Source organism: Streptomyces sp. NPDC003697, from assembly GCF_053587115.1.
Window position 1 is genome coordinate 101,860 of record NZ_JBSFNN010000002.1, and the last position, 17,233, is coordinate 119,092.

14 protein-coding genes are annotated in these 17,233 nt (G+C 72.7%); 10 read left to right on the forward strand and 4 right to left on the reverse strand.

Annotated features, from left to right (window positions below):
• Positions 1-86: 86 nt before the first annotated feature.
• From ACWDNY_RS01315 to ACWDNY_RS01325, 3 genes are all read right to left on the reverse strand, one after another.
• Positions 87-923: an aldo/keto reductase gene (locus tag ACWDNY_RS01315; RefSeq protein ID WP_451643621.1), complete on the reverse strand. Its 837-nt coding sequence runs from the start codon at positions 921-923 to the stop codon at positions 87-89.
• Between the two features lie 233 nt (positions 924-1,156).
• Positions 1,157-2,983 (reverse strand): AMP-dependent synthetase/ligase, encoded by a 1,827-nt coding sequence (locus tag ACWDNY_RS01320; protein WP_451643622.1) that lies wholly within the window; start codon positions 2,981-2,983, stop codon positions 1,157-1,159.
• 380 nt (positions 2,984-3,363) lie between these two features.
• Entirely contained in the window at positions 3,364-4,227 is an 864-nt protein-coding gene (locus tag ACWDNY_RS01325) for a LysR substrate-binding domain-containing protein (RefSeq protein ID WP_451643623.1), read from the reverse strand.
• Between the two features lie 222 nt (positions 4,228-4,449).
• On the opposite strand from ACWDNY_RS01325, the gene ACWDNY_RS01330 reads away from it, so the two are divergent.
• Complete coding sequence (locus tag ACWDNY_RS01330; RefSeq protein ID WP_451643624.1) at positions 4,450-5,493, forward strand: bile acid:sodium symporter family protein; 1,044 nt, start codon at positions 4,450-4,452, stop codon at positions 5,491-5,493.
• Between the two features lie 351 nt (positions 5,494-5,844).
• On the opposite strand, the gene fdhD is transcribed toward ACWDNY_RS01330, so the two are convergent.
• Positions 5,845-6,693: a formate dehydrogenase accessory sulfurtransferase FdhD gene (gene fdhD / locus ACWDNY_RS01335; protein ID WP_451643625.1), complete on the reverse strand. Its 849-nt coding sequence runs from the start codon at positions 6,691-6,693 to the stop codon at positions 5,845-5,847.
• Positions 6,694-7,059: 366 nt separating this feature from the next.
• Here fdhD and ACWDNY_RS01340 point away from each other — a divergent pair, with 366 nt between their 5' ends.
• The 9 genes from ACWDNY_RS01340 to ACWDNY_RS01380 all read left to right on the forward strand — a co-directional run bounded on the left by ACWDNY_RS01340 (position 7,060) and on the right by ACWDNY_RS01380 (position 17,222).
• Positions 7,060-8,391, forward strand: a complete 1,332-nt coding sequence (locus tag ACWDNY_RS01340; protein WP_451643626.1) for an OFA family MFS transporter — start codon at positions 7,060-7,062, stop codon at positions 8,389-8,391.
• Complete coding sequence (locus ACWDNY_RS01345; protein ID WP_451643627.1) at positions 8,360-8,494, forward strand: MFS transporter small subunit; 135 nt, start codon at positions 8,360-8,362, stop codon at positions 8,492-8,494. Before ACWDNY_RS01340 ends, ACWDNY_RS01345 begins: the two co-directional genes overlap by 32 nt.
• 138 nt (positions 8,495-8,632) lie before the next feature.
• Positions 8,633-9,580 carry a beta-ketoacyl-ACP synthase III gene (locus tag ACWDNY_RS01350; protein ID WP_451643628.1) on the forward strand — a complete coding sequence of 316 codons (948 nt, stop codon included), beginning with the start codon at positions 8,633-8,635 and terminating at the stop codon, positions 9,578-9,580.
• A gap of 261 nt (positions 9,581-9,841) precedes the next feature.
• Positions 9,842-11,023: an ROK family protein gene (locus tag ACWDNY_RS01355; RefSeq protein ID WP_451643629.1), complete on the forward strand. Its 1,182-nt coding sequence runs from the start codon at positions 9,842-9,844 to the stop codon at positions 11,021-11,023.
• 240 nt (positions 11,024-11,263) lie between these two features.
• On the forward strand, positions 11,264-12,802 hold the full coding sequence (locus ACWDNY_RS01360) for a sugar ABC transporter ATP-binding protein (protein ID WP_451643630.1): 1,539 nt from the start codon (positions 11,264-11,266) through the stop codon (positions 12,800-12,802).
• Positions 12,799-13,818 carry an ABC transporter permease gene (locus ACWDNY_RS01365; protein ID WP_451643631.1) on the forward strand — a complete coding sequence of 340 codons (1,020 nt, stop codon included), beginning with the start codon at positions 12,799-12,801 and terminating at the stop codon, positions 13,816-13,818. Before ACWDNY_RS01360 ends, ACWDNY_RS01365 begins: the two co-directional genes overlap by 4 nt.
• A gap of 17 nt (positions 13,819-13,835) precedes the next feature.
• The gene (locus tag ACWDNY_RS01370; RefSeq protein WP_451643632.1) at positions 13,836-14,885 is read left to right on the forward strand and encodes a substrate-binding domain-containing protein; all 1,050 of its coding nucleotides are present in this window, start codon (positions 13,836-13,838) and stop codon (positions 14,883-14,885) included.
• A 70-nt stretch (positions 14,886-14,955) separates the two neighbouring features.
• The gene (locus tag ACWDNY_RS01375) at positions 14,956-16,209 is read left to right on the forward strand and encodes a Gfo/Idh/MocA family protein (RefSeq protein WP_451643633.1); all 1,254 of its coding nucleotides are present in this window, start codon (positions 14,956-14,958) and stop codon (positions 16,207-16,209) included.
• A 14-nt stretch (positions 16,210-16,223) separates the two neighbouring features.
• Positions 16,224-17,222, forward strand: a complete 999-nt coding sequence (locus ACWDNY_RS01380; protein WP_451643634.1) for a sugar phosphate isomerase/epimerase family protein — start codon at positions 16,224-16,226, stop codon at positions 17,220-17,222.
• The last annotated feature ends 11 nt before the right edge of the window (positions 17,223-17,233 follow it).

The following is a 17,233-nucleotide window of genomic DNA, read 5'->3' on the forward strand; positions in this document are numbered from 1 at the left end:
ACCGGACCGCCGGGTGCGGGACCGGACGCACGAGGTGCCCCGCGCCGCCGTCCGGCGGTGCGGGGCACCCGTGGTACCGGTGGTCCTCAGGCCACGTCGAACGTGGCCGGGTCCGGGCCGAGCCGCCGGTCCTCGTTCAGGGCGCTGATCGCGGCGAGGTCCTCGTCGTCCAGGCTGAAGCCGAACACCTCGATGTTCTCCTTGATCCGGGACGGCGTCACCGACTTCGGGATGACGACGTTGCCGAGCTGGATGTGCCAGCGCAGCACGACCTGCGCCGGGGTGCGGTCGTGCTTCCGCGCGATCGCCACGATCGCGGGAACCTCCAGCAGGCCCTTGCCCTGGCCGAGCGGCGACCATGCCTCCGTGGCGATGCCCCGCTCCGCGTGGAACTCGCGGGCCGCCTGCTGCTGCAGGTGCGGGTGCAGCTCGATCTGGTTGACCGCCGGGACGACCGACGTCTCGGAGATGAGGCGCTCCAGGTGTTCCGGGAGGAAGTTGGAGACACCGATCGCCCGGGCGCGGCCGTCGGCGTATATCTTCTCGAACGCGTTGTACGTCTCGACGAAGGCGTCCTTGGACGGCAGCGGCCAGTGGATCAGGTACAGGTCCACGTACTCCAGGCCGAGCTTCTCCAGGGAGGCGTCGAAGGCGCGCAGCGTGGAGTCGTACCCCTGGTCCCTGTTCCAGAGCTTGGTGGTGACGAAGAGTTCCTCGCGCGGGACGCCCGAGGCGGCGACGGCCTTGCCGGTGCCCTCTTCGTTGCCGTAGATCGCCGCTGTGTCGATGCTGCGGTACCCGGCCTCCAGCGCGGTGGCGACGGCCCGCTCCGCCTCGTCGTCCGGCACCTGCCAGACGCCGAAGCCCAGCTGGGGCATCTCGACGCCGTTGTTGAGGATGATCGGGGGGACCTTGCTGCTCACGAGCTCTTGATCCTTCGGTTGTCGTCAGGTGGTACCGACATGGTCAACGATCACGGACGGCAATGCATTCCTGACCGGCCCAACCGTCCGGAGTCGGCCGGTGAGGCCGCCTGTGCGGGCAGGATTGGCCGGAAAACGATCCCGTCCGGTCGGCCGGAACCCCGGCCCGTGCCGTCGGGAGTCGGCGGACCGCCGGGTGGTGCCCCGGCGGTGCACGGGGCCGGATACCCGTTTCAGGCCCGGTACAGCGCCTCGACCTCGTCGGCGTAGGCGTTCTCGATCGCCTTGCGCTTCAGCTTCAGCGACGGCGTGAGCAGGCCGTGCTCCTCGGTGAAGGGCTGCGCGAGGATGCGGAAGGTGCGGATGGACTCGGCCTGGGAGACCAGCGTGTTGGCCGCTACCACCGCCCGCCGCACCTCCATCTCCAGGTCGGCGTCGCGCACCAGTTCGGCGGCGGACATCCGCGGCTTGTGGCGCATCTGCAGCCAGTGCTCGACGGCCTCCTGCTCCAGGGTGACCAGCGCGGCGACGTAGGGGCGGTCATTGCCCACGACGATGCACTGCGCGACGAGCGGGTGGTCGCGGACGCGTTCCTCCAGCAGCCCCGGCGAGACGCTCTTGCCGCCGGAGGTCACCAGGATCTCCTTCTTGCGGCCGGTGATGGTGAGGTAGCCGTCCTCGTCCAGGGAGCCCAGGTCGCCGGTGGCCAGCCAGCCGTCGTGCAGGGCCTCGTCGGTGGCCTTCTGGTTGTTGAGGTAGCCCTGGAAGACGTTGCCGCCGTGCAGCCAGACCTCGCCGTCGTCGGCGATGTGCACGGTGACGCCGGGGATGGGCTGCCCGACGGTGCCGTAGCGGGTGCGCTCGGGCGGATTGGCGGTGGCGGCGGCGGTGGACTCGGTCAGGCCGTAGCCCTCGTAGATCTGCACGCCGGCGCCCGCGAAGAACAGGCCGAGGCCGCGGTCCATCGCCGATCCGCCGGACATCGCGTTCCGCAGCCGACCGCCCATCGCGGCGCGCAGCTTCGCGTACACCAGCTTGTCGAAGAACTGGTGCTGCATGCGCAGGCCCGCCGAGGGACCGGGACCGATGCCCCAGGCCTTCGCCTCCACCGCGTCCGCGTACTTCACGGCGACGTCGACGGCCTTCTCGAAGGGTCCTGCCCTGCCGTCCTTCTCCGCCTTGCGCCGGGCGGCGTTGAACACCTTCTCGAAGATGTACGGCACGGCGAGGATGAACGTCGGCCGGAACGTCTGCAGGTCGGGCAGCAGGGCGGCGGCGTTCAGCTGCGGCTGGTGGCCGAGGCGGACCTTGCCGCGGATGGCGGCCACCTCCACCATCCGCCCGAAGACGTGCGCCAGCGGCAGGAACAGCAGGGTCGACGCCTCGTCGCCCTGCTTGGTGTGGAACACCGGCTCCCACCGCTCCATGACGGTGTCCGCCTCGAACATGAAGTTGCCGTGGGTCAGGACGCACCCCTTGGGGCGGCCGGTGGTCCCCGAGGTGTAGATGACCGTCGCGATCGACTCGGGGGTGACCGCCTCCCGGTGCCGGTGCACCGTCGCGTCGTCGATGTGCACGCCGGCGTCGTACAGCTCCCGCACGGCGCCCGCGTCCAGCTGCCACAGCCGGCGCAGCCGCGGCAGCCGGTCGATGACGGTGGCGATCGTCATCGCGTGGTCCTCGTGCTCGACGACGGCCGCCGACACCTCCGCGTCGTACAGCATCCAGAAGCACTGCTCGGCCGACGACGTGGGATAGACCGGCACGACCTGGGCGCCGATCGACCACAGCGCGAAGTCGAACAGCGTCCACTCGTACCGGGTACGGGACATGATCGCCACCCGGTCGCCGAAGCGGACGCCCTGGGCGAGCAGCCCCTTGGCCAGCGCCAGCACCTCGTCGCGGAACTCCGCCGCGGTCACGTCGCGCCACTGCCCGCTCTCGTCCTTGCGGCCCAGGGCGATGCGCAGCGGGTCCTCCTCGGCATGCCGGTAGACGACGTCGGCCAGTCCGCCCACCGGGGGTGCCGACGTCGCCGGAGGACTGGTGAACTCGCGCAAACCCGCTCCCGCTCCTTTGTGACGCCCCGCACAGCGCCGTGAAAGCTACCCCACCGTGCGGCGGGGCGGCAGGGGGGCCGAAAGCGTGCGACTGCACACGTATGTGCAGGTCAGCTCCGGAAAATGCGCTCACATGCGGAAGGGCCGGGCCAAATTCCTTACGCATGCGTAAGCTCCCGGGCCGTAATCTCCACCGAATCTGTACGACCTGATCACCGGCGCCCGCCTGCCACGGGCGCCGGCGCGCGCCGTCACCTGTTCCAGCGTTCGCGCACCGCGATCCGTCACCCGGCCCGGCGGAGACCGTGGACGCCGGGCCGGGAAGAGCACCGGGCGCGCCACCGGGCCGGCGCGGGGCACGGCGCTCCCCGGACGGCCGCTCAGCGCCGCTGCAGCCGGTCGCCGGCCGCCAGGACGGCCGCCGCCAGGGCGTCCGCCGCGTCCTGGGCGGAAGGCCGCCGCCGGCCGTGCACCAGGACGAAGTCCACCTGTCCCAGCTCCGGGAGTCCCATCCGGTCGGGGACCTGCACCAGGCCCGGCGGGATCAGCCCGCGCGAGTGCGCCATCACCCCGAGACCCGCCCGCGCCGCCGCGATCAGCCCGTTGAGGCTGCCGCTGGTGCACGCGATGCGCCACGGCCGCCCCTGCCGCTGCAGCGCCTCGAAGGCCAGCGCACGGGAGATGCCGGGCGGCGGATACACGATCAGCGGCACCGGGCGGTCCGGGTCCAGGCGCAGCCGCTCCGCGCCGATCCACACCAGCCGGTCGTGCCACACCAGCTGACCGCGCGGGTCCTCCGGACGGCGCTTGGCGAGCACCAGGTCGAGCTTGCCGGCGGCGAGCTGCTCGTGCAGCGTGCCCGACAGCTCCACCGTCAGCTCCAGGTCGACCTCGGGGTGTTCGTAGCGGAACCCCTCGAGGATCTCCGGCAGCCGGGTCAGGACGAAGTCCTCCGACGCGCCGAACCGCAGCCGGCCGCGCACCCGGGTGCCCGTGAAGAACGCCGCCGCCTGCTCGTGCACCTCCAGGATCCGGCGAGCGAAGCCGAGCATCGCCTCGCCGTCCTCGGTCAGCGCCACGGAGTGGGTGTCCCGCGAGAACAGCGGGCGCCCGACGGCGTCCTCCAGACGGCGCACGTGCTGGCTCACGGTCGACTGGCGCACCCCGAGCCGCCGCGCGGCCCGGGTGAAGCTGAGGGTCTGCGCCACCGCGAGGAAGGTGCGCAGCTGAGCGGGGTCGTACACGGCTTCAGGCTATCGCCGGACGGGAGCGGCCATCACCGTTCGTGATGACAGTCAGAACGGTATGACGGATTCCCGATCGCCGGCGGCCGGAGCAGGATGAAGAGGGGACCTCGCCGGTCCCGCATCGGCGGAATCCCTTATTCCGTGCTGTGCGGGGACGCCGGCCCCCGCACGTCCCGGGACCCCGGTCCCACCGCCGAGAGCACGAGCAAGTGGAGCACCGTGAAACGCCTGCGCCGGCCGAGCTGGCTGCCGATCGACCCCTACCTCGCGCTGCTGATCGGGACGGTCGGCGTCGCGGCGCTGCTCCCGGCCCGCGGCACGGCCTCCCACGTGGTCTCCGGCGCCTCCACCGCCGCGATCGCCTTCCTCTTCTTTCTCTACGGTGCCCGGCTGTCCACCCGTGAGGCCCTGGACGGGTTCCGCCACTGGCGGCTGCACGTCACCGTCCTGGCCTGCACCTTCGTGATCTTCCCGCTGCTCGGCCTCGCCGCCCGCGGCCTCGTCCCCGTGCTGCTGTCCCAGCCGCTCTACCAGGGCCTGCTCTTCCTCACCCTCGTCCCGTCGACCATCCAGTCGTCGATCGCCTTCACCTCGATCGCCCGCGGCAACGTGCCCGCCGCGATCTGCGCCGGCTCCTTCTCCTCGCTGGTCGGCATCGTCGTGACCCCGCTGCTGGCGGCGGGACTGCTCGGCAGCGGCGGCGGCGGCTTCTCGGCCCACTCGCTGGTGACGATCGTGCTGCAACTGCTCGTACCGTTCGTCGCCGGGCAGGTGCTGCGGCCGTGGACCGGCGGCTTCGTCGCCCGGCACCGGAAGGTGCTCGGACTCGTCGACCGGGGCGCGATCCTGCTCGTCGTCTACACCGCGTTCAGCGAGGGCATGGTGCGCGGCATCTGGCACCAGGTCAGCCCGCTGCGGCTCGGCGAACTGCTCCTCGTCGAGGGGGTGCTGCTCGCCGTGATGCTCGCCCTGACCTGGTACGGCGCCCGCGCGCTGGGCTTCGGCCGCGAGGACCGGGTCGCCATCCAGTTCGCCGGTTCGAAGAAGTCCCTCGCCTCGGGCCTGCCCATGGCGAGCGTCCTGTTCGGGGCCCACGCCTCGCTCGCCGTGCTGCCGCTGATGCTGTTCCACCAGATGCAGCTGATGGTCTGCGCGGTGATCGCCAAACGCCGCGCGCGGGACGTCCCGGAGGATCCCGCCGCGTCCGCGCCCCCGGCCGCGGAGTCGTCGGCGGCGGCCGGGCCGCCGACGCGCCGACACTGAGCCGCGGCCCGCATCCGCCCGCCCCGCGCCGGACCGCCCCGGCTGGTGGCAGGGAGTGTCCCGGCCAACCGCCCAACCGCCCAACCGGCCGCCCGGTCCGGGTGCCGGGACGCGGGGCGGCGTGCGCGGGGGACACTCCCGGCCGGCAGGCGGCGGGACGCCCGCCCTTCCAGGACGTCACGCCGCACCGGCCCCCGGGCTCGGGCCGCCCGGGGCTGAGACCGCGCCGCGCGGTTCAGGCGTCCGGGGTGCGGCCGCACCCCGGCACGGGCGCTCGGGGTGACCGGGGGCGCGGCGGCGCGAGGGGTGCGCCCCGCCGACGGGGCACCGCCCCTGTGCCGCGGCGACCGGTCAGCCCCGGGCCGCCGCGGTCCGCAGGGCGACCCGCTCCTCGCCCGCGTACACGTTCATGGAGCTGCCCCTGAGGAAGCCCACCAGGGTCAGGCCCGTCTCCGTGGCCAGGTCCACCGCGAGCGAGGAGGGTGCCGACACCGCCGCGAGGACCGGGATGCCGGCCATCACCGCCTTCTGCGCCAGCTCGAACGAGGCCCGCCCCGACACCAGCAGGATCACCCGGGACAGCGGCAGCGCGCCGTCCTGCAGGGCCCGGCCGACCAGCTTGTCGACCGCGTTGTGCCGGCCCACGTCCTCCCGGACGTCCAGCAGCTCGCCGTCCTCGCTGAACAGCGCCGCCGCGTGCAGCCCTCCGGTCCGGTCGAAGACCCGCTGGGCCGCGCGCAGCCGGTCCGGGAGAGCGGCGAGGAGCTCGGGGGCGACCCGGACCGGGGGAGTGTCGGCGATCGGCCAGCGCGCCGTCGTCCGCACCGCGTCGAGGCTCGCCTTGCCGCACAGCCCGCAGGAGGACGTCGTGTAGACGTTGCGCTCCAGCGTGATGTCGGGGAGGGCCACGTCCGGCGCGGTCTGCACGTCGACCACGTTGTAGGTGTTGCGGCCGTCGGCCGTCGCCCCCGCGCAGTAGACGATGTTCTGCAGCTCGGACGCGGCGCCGAGGACCCCCTCGCTGACCAGGAAGCCCGCCGCGAGCGCGAAGTCGTCGCCCGGGGTGCGCATGGTGATCGCCAGTGGCCTGCCGTTCAGCCGGATCTCCAGGGGTTCCTCGGCGACGAGCGTGTCCGGCCGGGTGGAGACCGCCCCGTCGCGGATCCGGATCACCTTGCGTCGTTCCGTCACTCGTCCCATGTCCTGATCAGCCCCGGTTCTGTAGGTGCTGGCGGCCGCATCGGCCCTTGGTGCGGAGGTTTGCCGTGGCTCACCTGGCCGTCGTGCGGCCGGGTGACCTCGGCGGTCTCATTCTCCTGCACGGGGAGAGCGAACCAGCCGGCCCCTCCGCGGTGGGCGCGGACCGTGGTGGTCCGCGTCCGGGGCCGGCTGGTTCCAGGTACCCGCCGCACGCGGGTCGAACGGCGGCGGGGGTGCCCGCCTGCCGGACGCCGATCGGGGAACCCGCCGGCGGCGACCGCTTGTCGCACCGTGCATACCGTTCACCGCACACGATCGACCCGCGCCTTCCCTCTCCCGCCCGCCGCTTCCTACCGTCCGGGTTTCATGAGTCCCCCGGTCGCACCCCCGGGATGGAGCCGCTGGCTGGTCCCGCCCGCCGCGCTCTCCGTCCACCTCGCCATCGGCCAGGCCTACGCCTGGAGCGTGTTCAAACCGCCGCTCGAATCCGCCCTCGGCCTCGACGGCACCCAGAGCGCGCTGCCCTTCCAGCTCGCCATCGTGATGCTCGGCCTGTCCGCCGCGTTCGGCGGCACCCTCGTCGAGCGCAGGGGCCCCCGCTGGGCCATGACCGTCGCCCTCGTCTGCTTCTCCTCGGGCTTCCTCGTCTCCGCGCTCGGCGCGCAGACCCGGCAGTACTGGCTGATCGTCCTCGGCTACGGCGTCATCGGCGGGATCGGCCTCGGCATCGGCTACATCTCCCCGGTCTCCACCCTGATCAAGTGGTTCCCGGACCGGCCGGGCACGGCCACCGGCATCGCCATCATGGGCTTCGGCGGCGGCGCCCTCATCGCCTCGCCCTGGTCGGCGCAGATGCTGCAGTCCTTCGGCACCGGCCACTCCGGGATCGCCCTGGCGTTCTGCGTGCACGGACTGTCGTACGCGGTCTTCATGTCGCTCGGCGTCCTGCTGATCCGCGTGCCGCGCGCCGAGGAGCGCGCCACGGCCGGCCCGGGCGCCGCCACCGGCGTGCGGGTGTCGGCCCGTGGCGCCGTCCGCACCCCGCAGTTCTGGTGCCTGTGGCTCGTGCTGTGCACCAACGTCACCGCCGGCATCGGCATCCTGGAGAAGGCCGCGCCGATGATCACGGACTTCTTCGCTGACACCTCCTCGCCCGTCACGGCCCCGGCCGCCGCAGGCTTCGTCGCGCTGCTGTCGGCGGCCAACATGGCCGGCCGCATCGGCTGGTCGTCGGCGTCCGACCGGATCGGGCGGAAGAACGTCTACCGCCTCTACCTGGGCGTCGGCGCGCTGATGTACCTGCTGATCGCCCTGTTCGGCGACACGTCCACCCCGCTGTTCGTCCTGTGCGCGCTGGTCGTGCTGTCCTTCTACGGCGGCGGCTTCGCCACCGTCCCCGCCTACCTGAAGGACCTCTTCGGCACCTACCAGGTCGGTGCCATCCACGGCCGGCTGCTCACCGCCTGGTCGACCGCCGGCGTCCTCGGACCGCTCATCGTCAACTGGATCGCCGACCACCAGGAGGCCGCCGGCAGACGCGGCGCGTCCCTGTACGGGCTGTCGTTCACCATCATGATCGGGCTGCTCGTCGTGGGCTTCGCCGCCAACGAACTGATCCGGCCCGTCCACCCGCGCCACCATGTGCCCGCACCGAGGAAGGACAGCGATGTCGCACGACAGCAGTCCGAGTCCGCCTGAGCGCCGTCCGCTGGTCGTCCTCGCCTGGCTGTGGGTCGGGGCACCCCTCGCCTACGGGCTCTACGAGCTCGTGCGCAAGGCGGCGCAGTTGTTCACCGGATAGGTACTCGGGCGTCCGAGCGTCTGACCGAAGCCGACAAGCCGGGCGTCCGAATCCTGTGCCCTCGCCTGCCGCCCTACCCGCGGGTCACTGATCAGACTGGGTGATCACGCCACCCACGGCAACGAGGGGAACCACCCGATGAACGGCTCGCGCATCACCGCGGTCGGCCACTACCAGCCCGCCCGGGTACTCACCAACGAGGACCTGGCGGGTCTGGTCGACACCAGCGACGAGTGGATCAGGACGCGGGTGGGCATCCGGACCCGCCACGTCGCCGGGCCCGACGAGCCCGTCGACGAACTCGCCGCGCACGCCGCCGCCAAGGCCCTCGCCGCGGCCGGCCTCGCACCCGGCGACATCGACCTGGTGCTGGTCGCCACGTCCACGGCCGTCGACCGCTCCCCGAACACGGCGGCCCGCGTCGCCGCCCGGCTGGGGATCCCGCGGCCGGCGGCGATGGACGTCAACGTCGTCTGCGCCGGCTTCACGCACGCCCTGGCCACCGCCGACCACGCGGTGCGCGCCGGTGCCGCGGCGCGGGCCCTCGTCATCGGCGCCGACAAGATGTCCGACGTCACCGACTGGAGCGACCGGACGACCTGCGTGCTCGTCGGCGACGGGGCGGGCGCCGCCGTGGTGGAGGCCGCCGCACCGGGAGAGGAGCCCGGCATCGGGCCGGTGCTGTGGGGGTCCGTGCCCGAGATGGGGCACGCGGTACGGATCGAGGGCACGCCCCCGCGGTTCGCCCAGGAGGGCCAGAGCGTCTACCGGTGGGCCACCACCCGGCTGCCGCCGCTCGCCCGGCAGACCTGCGAGCGGGCCGGGATCGGCCCGGCGGACCTCGCCGCCGTCGTCCTGCACCAGGCGAACCTGCGCATCATCGAACCGCTCGCCGAGAAGCTCGGCGCCGTCAACGCGGTCATCGCCCGCGACGTCTGCGAGTCCGGCAACACCTCGGCCGCCAGCATCCCGCTCGCCTTCTCCAAGCTGCTCGAACAGGGCGCCGTCCGCACCGGGGACCCGGTGCTGTTCTTCGGCTTCGGCGGCAACCTGTCGTACGCCGGGCAGGTGGTGCGCTGCCCGTGAGCCGGGCGACGGCACGGCGCGGGGGGCCCGATCGCTCACCGGGTGGGTGCTGGGGCGTCCGGGAGCCGCACGGCGGGCCGCCCGCTCCCGCGCTCGCGGACCACTTTGTCCTGTGAGTGGAGAAAGTTGGCGGCAATTCCTGCGCGACTTCTTCCCACACCCGGCAGCCACTGCTACTTTCCCCTCGAAAGCAACCCGGCCGGATGGCCGGATCCCGGTGTGCTGAGGCCGAATCGAGGCGGGGAGGGGCTCGTGAGACGGATGACCGCACGACCTGCCAACGCGCACCAGGCCCGGCTGCTGAAGCTGCTGCGCGACTCCGGTCCCAGCTCCCGGGCCCAACTGGGCGATCGCGTCGACCTGTCACGGTCCAAGCTGGCCGTGGAGGTGGACCGGCTCCTGGAGACCGGGCTGGTCGTCGCCGACGGGCTCGCCGCCTCACGCGGCGGCCGCCGCTCCCACAACGTCCGGCTCGCGCCCGAACTGCGCTTCCTCGGCGTCGACATCGGCGCCACCTCGGTCGACGTCGCCGTCACCAACGCCGAACTGGAGGTGCTGGGCCATCTGAACCAGCCGATGGACGTGCGCGAGGGCCCGGTCGCGGTCTTCGAGCAAGTCCTCGCCATGGCGGCCAAGTTGAGGGCGTCCGGACTCGCGGAGGGGTTCGACGGCGCCGGCATCGGCGTCCCCGGGCCGGTCCGCTTCCCCGAGGGCGTCCCCGTGGCACCCCCGATCATGCCCGGCTGGGACGGCTTCCCGGTACGGGAGGCGCTCAGCCAGGAGCTCGGCTGCCCGGTCATGGTCGACAACGACGTGAACCTGATGGCGATGGGGGAGCAGCACGCGGGCGTCGCCCGCTCCGTGGGCGACTTCCTCTGCGTCAAGATCGGCACCGGCATCGGCTGCGGCATCGTCGTCGGCGGCGAGGTGCACCGCGGCGCCACGGGCAGCGCGGGCGACATCGGGCACATCCAGGCCGTGCCCGACGGACGTCCCTGTGCCTGCGGCAACCGCGGGTGCCTGGAGGCCCACTTCAGCGGAGCGGCCCTCGCCCGCGACGCGGTGGAGGCGGCCCAGCAGGGCCACTCGCCCGAGCTGGCCGCCCGGCTGGAGGCGAACGGCACGCTCAGCGCCGTCGACGTCGCCGCCGCGGCCGCCGCGGGCGACGCCACCTGCCTCGACCTGATCCGGGAGGGCGGCACCCGCACCGGCCAGGTCATAGCCGCACTGGTGTCCTTCTTCAACCCCGGCCTGGTGGTGATCGGCGGCGGGGTCACCGGCCTCGGCCACACCCTGCTCGCCTCGATCCGCACCCAGGTCTACCGCCAGTCGCTGCCCCTGGCGACCGGCAACCTGCCCATCGTGCTGGGCGAGCTGGGCCAGAACGCCGGCGTGACCGGCGCGGCCCGGCTCATCAGCGACCACCTGTTCTCGCCCGCGTAGTCCCCCGCCGCACCACCCTGCCGCGACCACCAGCACAGCGCCCCGCACCGCCCGGCCGGGTCCCGCCCTGCCCGCACCACCGCGCCCGCCCCACCCCGCTCAGCCTGGCCTGCCCTGCTCAGCCCTGCCCTGCCCTGTTCCGCCAACTCCGCCAGTTCAGCCCTGCTCTGCCCTGAAGCCGTCTGCCCGTCAGGCGGCACGCCCTGACACCGGCCCGCACGACCGCCGAGGGGAACCCACATGGCACCAGAACCACCGCTGCTCAGCATGTCCGGCATCACCAAGTCGTTCCCCGGCGTCCGGGCCCTCGACGGCGTCGACCTCGACGTCCAGGCCGGCGAAGTGCACTGCCTGCTCGGCCAGAACGGGGCCGGCAAGTCCACGCTCATCAAGGTCCTCGCCGGTGCCCACCAGCCCGACACCGGCACCATTCGCTGGCGTGGCGAGGACGTCGCCCTGCGCTCGCCGATCGCCGCGATGCGTCTCGGCATCGCCACCATCTACCAGGAACTCGACCTGGTGGAGCACCTGTCGGTGGCCGAGAACGTCCACCTCGGCCACGAGCCCACCACCGCCGGCTTCGTCGTGCGCGGCCGGGCGGCCCGGAACGCCGCCGCCGCCCTGCTCCGGCGCCTCGGGCATCCCGAGATCGACCCCACCCGGCTCGTCGGCGAACTGCCGGCCGCCCAGCAGCAGATCGTGTCGATGGCGCGGGCCCTCTCCCACGACGTACGGCTCATCGTGATGGACGAACCGTCCGCGGCGCTCGACCCGGAGGAGGTCGACAACCTCTTCCGCATCGTCGGCGACCTCACGGCCGACGGCGTCGCCGTCGTCTACATCTCCCACCGCCTGGAGGAGATCCGCCGCATCGGGGACCGGGTGACCGTCCTGAAGGACGGTCGGGCCGTCGCGGGCGGTCTGCCGGCGAGGACGACGCCGACCCGCGAGGTCGTGTCGCTGATGACGGGACGCAACGTCGAGTACGTCTTCCCCGAGCGCCCCGCCGCGCCGCCCGCCGGGACGCCCGTGCTCCAGGTGCGGGGACTGGCCCGGGAAGGCGAGTTCGCGCCGCTCGACCTGGACGTGCGGGCGGGGGAGATCGTCGGCCTCGCCGGGCTGGTCGGCTCCGGCCGCTCCGAGATCCTCGAGACCGTCTACGGCGCCCGCAAGCCCACCGCCGGCCAGGTCCTCGTCGACGGGCGCCCCCTGCGCCCCGGCAGCGTCCGCGCGGCGGTCCGCGCCGGCCTCGGCCTCGCCCCCGAGGAACGCAAGGCGCAGGCCCTGCTCATGCTGGAGTCCGTCACGCGCAACGTCTCCGTCTCCTCCCTGTCCCGCTTCTCGCGCGGCGGCTGGGTCGACCGGGGCGCCGAACGGGCGGCGGCGCGCGCGGCCACTCGGGAGCTGTCACTGCGGCCCGACGATCCCGCCGTCCCGGTGCGCACGCTCTCCGGCGGCAACCAGCAGAAGGCCGTCCTCGCGCGCTGGCTGCTGCGCGGCTGCCGGGTGCTGCTGCTGGACGAACCCACCCGCGGCGTCGACGTCGGCGCCCGCGCCGAGCTGTACGCGGTCGTCCGCCGGCTGGCGGACGAAGGCCTGGCGGTGCTCCTCGTCTCCAGCGAAGTGCCCGAGGTCCTCGGCCTCGCCGACCGCGTCCTGGTGCTCCGCGAGGGCCACGTCGTCCACACCGCGCCCGCCCACGCCCTCGACGAGCACCGCGTACTCGACCTCGTCATGGATGCACACCCCGTGGCCAGTGAAGGGAGCCCGGCGTCATGACACAGCACGTGTCCCCGCCCCGCGACGGCACCGGCAAGGCGGCGCCGCCCGTCCAAGTCCCCGCCTGGCGGGGATGGACGGTGCGCGCCGACATCCGCACCCTCTCCCTCCTCGGCGTGCTGGCCGCCCTGGTCGTCATCGGTGGCGTCACCAGGCCGGACGAGTTCCTCGACACCCGCAACCTCCAGCTCGTCCTCACCCAGGCCTCCGTGATCGGCGTCGTCACCGTCGGCATGACCTTCGTCATCACCTCCGGCGGCATCGACCTCTCCGTCGGCGCCATCGTCGCCCTCGCCTCGGTGTGGGCGACCACCCTCGCCACGCAGGACTACGGCTTCGGCGGCATCCTGCTCACCGCCCTCCTCGTCGGCCTCGGCTGCGGCCTGGTCAACGGACTGCTCGTCGCCTACGGCGGGATGGTCCCCTTCATCGCCACCCTCGCCATGCTGGCCTCCGCACGCGGGCTCGCCCTGCAGATCACCGACGGCAAGACCCAGATCGTCACCGTCGACGGCATCCTCGACCTCGGCGAACGCGACGCCTACCTGCTCGGGGTCCCGCCGCTGGTGCTGGTCTTCGCCCTCGTCACCGTCATCGGCTGGCTCGTGCTCAACCGGACCACCTTCGGCCGCCGCACCGTCGCCGTCGGCGGCAACGCGGAGGCCGCCCGCCTCGCCGGCATCGACGTCCGCCGCCAGCGGCTGTACCTGTACCTGCTGTCCGGACTGTGCTGCGGCATCGCCGCCTTCCTGCTGATCGTCCTGTCCGGCTCGGGCCAGAACACCAACGGCAACCTCTACGAACTGGACGCCATCGCCGCCGCGATCATCGGCGGCACCCTGCTCAGCGGCGGGCGCGGCACCATCACCGGCTCCGTGCTCGGCGTCCTGATCTTCACCACGATCACCAACATCTTCGCCCTGAACAACCTGCAGAGCGACGTCCAGGAGATCGCCAAGGGCGCGATCATCGTCGCCGCCGTCCTCGTCCAGCGCCGTACTGCACACACGACCTGAGGAAAGGGTTCACCGCCATGCCACAGCCGACACCTGTCACCAGTCGCAGAGGACTGATCTTCGGGACCGCGGCCGTCTCCGCCGGTGTCCTGCTCACGGGGTGCACGAGCAACGAGCCTAAGGACGCCGAGCCGGCCGCCGCCGACCGGCCCGCCGCCGACGACAAGCCCGGCAAGCACGTCACCATCGGCTTCGCCGGCCCGCGGGCCGACCACGGCTGGCTGAACGCGATCAACGACAACGCCAAGAGCCGCGCCGGGAAGTACTCCGACGTCACCCTGGAGATCACCGAGGGCTCCAACGACACCGCCGCGCAGATCGGCCAGATCGAGACCCTGATCAACAAGAAGGTCGACGTCCTCGTGGTCCTGCCCGCCGACGGCAAGGCCCTCACCCAGGTCGGCCTGAAGGCGATGCGCGCGGGCATCCCCGTCGTCAACCTCGACCGCATCTTCGACACCCCGCAGGCCTACCGCTGCTGGATCGGCGGCGACAACTACGGCATGGGCCTCAGCGCCGGCCACTACATCGGGGAGAAGCTCAAGGACAAGCCGAACGCCCGCGTCGTCGAACTCGCGGGCCTGGACAACCTGGAGCTGACCAAGCAGCGCACGCAAGGGTTCGACGACGCGCTCAAGAACTACCCCAACATCAAGAAGGTGGCCCGCCAGGCCGCCGAGTTCACCGTCGAGTCGGGCCAGGCCAAGATGGCCCAGCTCCTGCAGGCCCAGTCCGCCTTCGACGCCCTGTGGAACCATGACGACGACCAGGGCGTGGGCGCCCTGCGCGCCGTCCAGCAGGCCGGCCGGGACGACTTCCTCATGGTCGGCGGGGCCGGCGCCCTCTCCGCGTTCCAGGCCATCAAACGGGACGACGGCGTGCTCAAGGCGACCGTCCTGTACCCGCCCACCATGGCCGCCTCCGCGATCGACCTCGCCCGCGCCCTCGGCCAGGGCAAGGGCGTCGGCGGCCTCGCCGAGTACGAGATCCCGTCGTCGATCACCCTGTACTCGGCCGTCGTCGACAAGGACAACGTCGACCAGTACATGCCCACCGGCTTCCGGTGACACGCCGCCCGCACCCCCCGTACGGCTCACGCCGCCGACCCGGCACGACCAGGACGAGGAGGACATCCGCATGGGACAGCCCCAGCAGTCAGAGACAGCGGACGGCGGGACACGGCGGCACTCCGGGCGACCGGACACCCCCGGCGGCGACCGCACACCACCCCTGCGCGTCGGCATGGTCGGCTACGCCTTCATGGGCGCCGCCCACTCCCAGGGCTGGCGCACCGCGGGCCGCGTCTTCGACCTGCCCCGGCGTCCGGTGCTCACCGCGGTCTGCGGCCGGGACGCGGCGGCCGTGCGGGCGGCCGCCGACCGGCACGGCTGGGAGTCCACCGAGACGGACTGGCGCGCCCTGATCGCCCGGGACGACATCGACGTCGTCGACGTCTGCACTCCCGGAGACAGCCACGCCGAGATCTCGCTGGCCGCGCTCGCCGCCGGCAAGCACGTGCTGTGCGAGAAGCCGCTCGCCAACTCCGTCGCCGAGGCGGAGGCCATGACACGGGCCGCCGAAGAGGCCGCCGCACGCGGCCAGGTGGCGATGGTCGGCTTCAACTACCGCCGCGTACCCGCCACGGCGCTCGCCCGCCGGATGGTCGCCGAGGGCCGGATCGGCACCCTGCGCCACGTCCGCGTGACCTACCTCCAGGACTGGCTGGTGGACCCCTCCTTCCCGCTGACCTGGCGGCTGCGCCGCGAGTCCGCCGGGTCGGGCTCGCTCGGCGACCTCGGCGCGCACATCGTCGACCTCGCCCAGTACCTGGCGGGTGAACCGCTCGCCGGCGTCTCCGCGCTCACCGAGACCTTCGTACGGGAGCGGCCCCTGCCCAGCGGCGCGACCAGCGGACTGTCCGGCGTCGCCACCGCCGGCACCGGCCAGGTCACGGTCGACGACGCAGCCGTGTTCACCGGCCGCTTCGCCTCCGGCGCCCTCGCCTCCTTCGAGGCCACCCGCTACGCCACCGGCCGCAAGAACGCCCTGCGCATCGAACTCAACGGCGAGCGCGGCTCGCTGGCCTTCGACCTGGAGCGCCTGAACGAGCTGTCGTACCACGACGGCACCGAGGCGGGCGCCCACGCCGGCTTCCGCCGCATCCTCGTCACCGAACCCGACCACCCCTACCTCGACGCCTGGTGGCCGCCCGGCCACGGCCTCGGCTACGAGCACACCTTCGTGCACCAGGCCCGCGACCTCGTGCACGCGATCGCCGAGGGACGCGCGCCCGAACCCTCCTTCGCCGACGGGCTGCAGGTGCAGCGCGTGCTCGCGGCGGTGGAGGAGAGCGCCGAGAAGAACTCCGTCTACACCCCGATCGCGGTCTGAGGAGGCCCCGCCAGATGCCGCGCACCTTCACACTCTTCACCGGCCAGTGGGCCGACCTCCCGCTCGAGGAGGTCTGCCGCCTGGCCCGCGAGTTCGGCTACGACGGCCTCGAACTCGCCTGCTGGGGAGACCACTTCGAGGTCGACAAGGCCCTCGCCGACCCGTCCTACCTGACCTCCCGCCACCAGCTCCTCGACAAGTACGGCCTGAAGTGCTGGGCCATCTCCAACCACCTGGTCGGCCAGGCGGTGTGCGACGCCATCATCGACGAACGCCACCGCGCGATCCTGCCGGCCCGCATCTGGGGCGACGGCGACGCCGAGGGCGTCCGGCGGCGGGCGGCCGCCGAGATCGCCGACACCGCCCGCGCCGCGGCCGCCTTCGGCGTGGACACCGTCATCGGCTTCACCGGCTCCGCCATCTGGCACCTGGTCGCCATGTTCCCGCCCGCCCCCGAGTCGATGATCGAACGCGGCTACGAGGACTTCGCCGAGCGCTGGAACCCCGTCCTGGACGTCTTCGACGCCGAGGGCGTGCGGTTCGCGCACGAGGTCCACCCCAGCGAGATCGCCTACGACTACTGGACGACGCAGCGCGCACTGGACGCGGTGGGCCACCGGCCGGCCTTCGGCCTGAACTTCGACCCCTCGCACTTCGTGTGGCAGGACCTGGACCCGGTCGGCTTCCTGTGGGACTTCCGCGACCGGATCTACCACGTCGACTGCAAGGAGGCCCGCACCCGGCTCGACGGCCGCAACGGCCGGCTCGGCTCCCACCTGCCGTGGGGCGACCCGCGCCGCGGCTGGGACTTCGTGTCCGCCGGCCACGGTGACGTCCCCTGGGAGGACGTCTTCCGGATGCTGCGGTCCATCGACTACCAGGGCCCCGTCTCCGTGGAGTGGGAGGACGCCGGCATGGACCGGCTCCAGGGCGCCCCCGAGGCGCTGGCCCGGCTGAAGGCCTACGACTTCGAGCCGCCCAGCGCGTCCTTCGACGCCGCGTTCAACAGCTGAACCGCAGGTCC

Coding starts and splice junctions, on each gene's coding strand:
- fdhD (WP_451643625.1), bottom strand. CDS start 6,693: ATGGGACGAGTGACGGAACGACGCAAGGTGATCCGGATCCGCGACGGG.
- ACWDNY_RS01340 (WP_451643626.1), top strand. CDS start 7,060: ATGAGTCCCCCGGTCGCACCCCCGGGATGGAGCCGCTGGCTGGTCCCG.
- ACWDNY_RS01345 (WP_451643627.1), top strand. CDS start 8,360: ATGTCGCACGACAGCAGTCCGAGTCCGCCTGAGCGCCGTCCGCTGGTC.
- ACWDNY_RS01350 (WP_451643628.1), top strand. CDS start 8,633: ATGAACGGCTCGCGCATCACCGCGGTCGGCCACTACCAGCCCGCCCGG.
- ACWDNY_RS01355 (WP_451643629.1), top strand. CDS start 9,842: ATGACCGCACGACCTGCCAACGCGCACCAGGCCCGGCTGCTGAAGCTG.
- ACWDNY_RS01360 (WP_451643630.1), top strand. CDS start 11,264: ATGGCACCAGAACCACCGCTGCTCAGCATGTCCGGCATCACCAAGTCG.
- ACWDNY_RS01365 (WP_451643631.1), top strand. CDS start 12,799: ATGACACAGCACGTGTCCCCGCCCCGCGACGGCACCGGCAAGGCGGCG.
- ACWDNY_RS01370 (WP_451643632.1), top strand. CDS start 13,836: ATGCCACAGCCGACACCTGTCACCAGTCGCAGAGGACTGATCTTCGGG.
- ACWDNY_RS01375 (WP_451643633.1), top strand. CDS start 14,956: ATGGGACAGCCCCAGCAGTCAGAGACAGCGGACGGCGGGACACGGCGG.
- ACWDNY_RS01380 (WP_451643634.1), top strand. CDS start 16,224: ATGCCGCGCACCTTCACACTCTTCACCGGCCAGTGGGCCGACCTCCCG.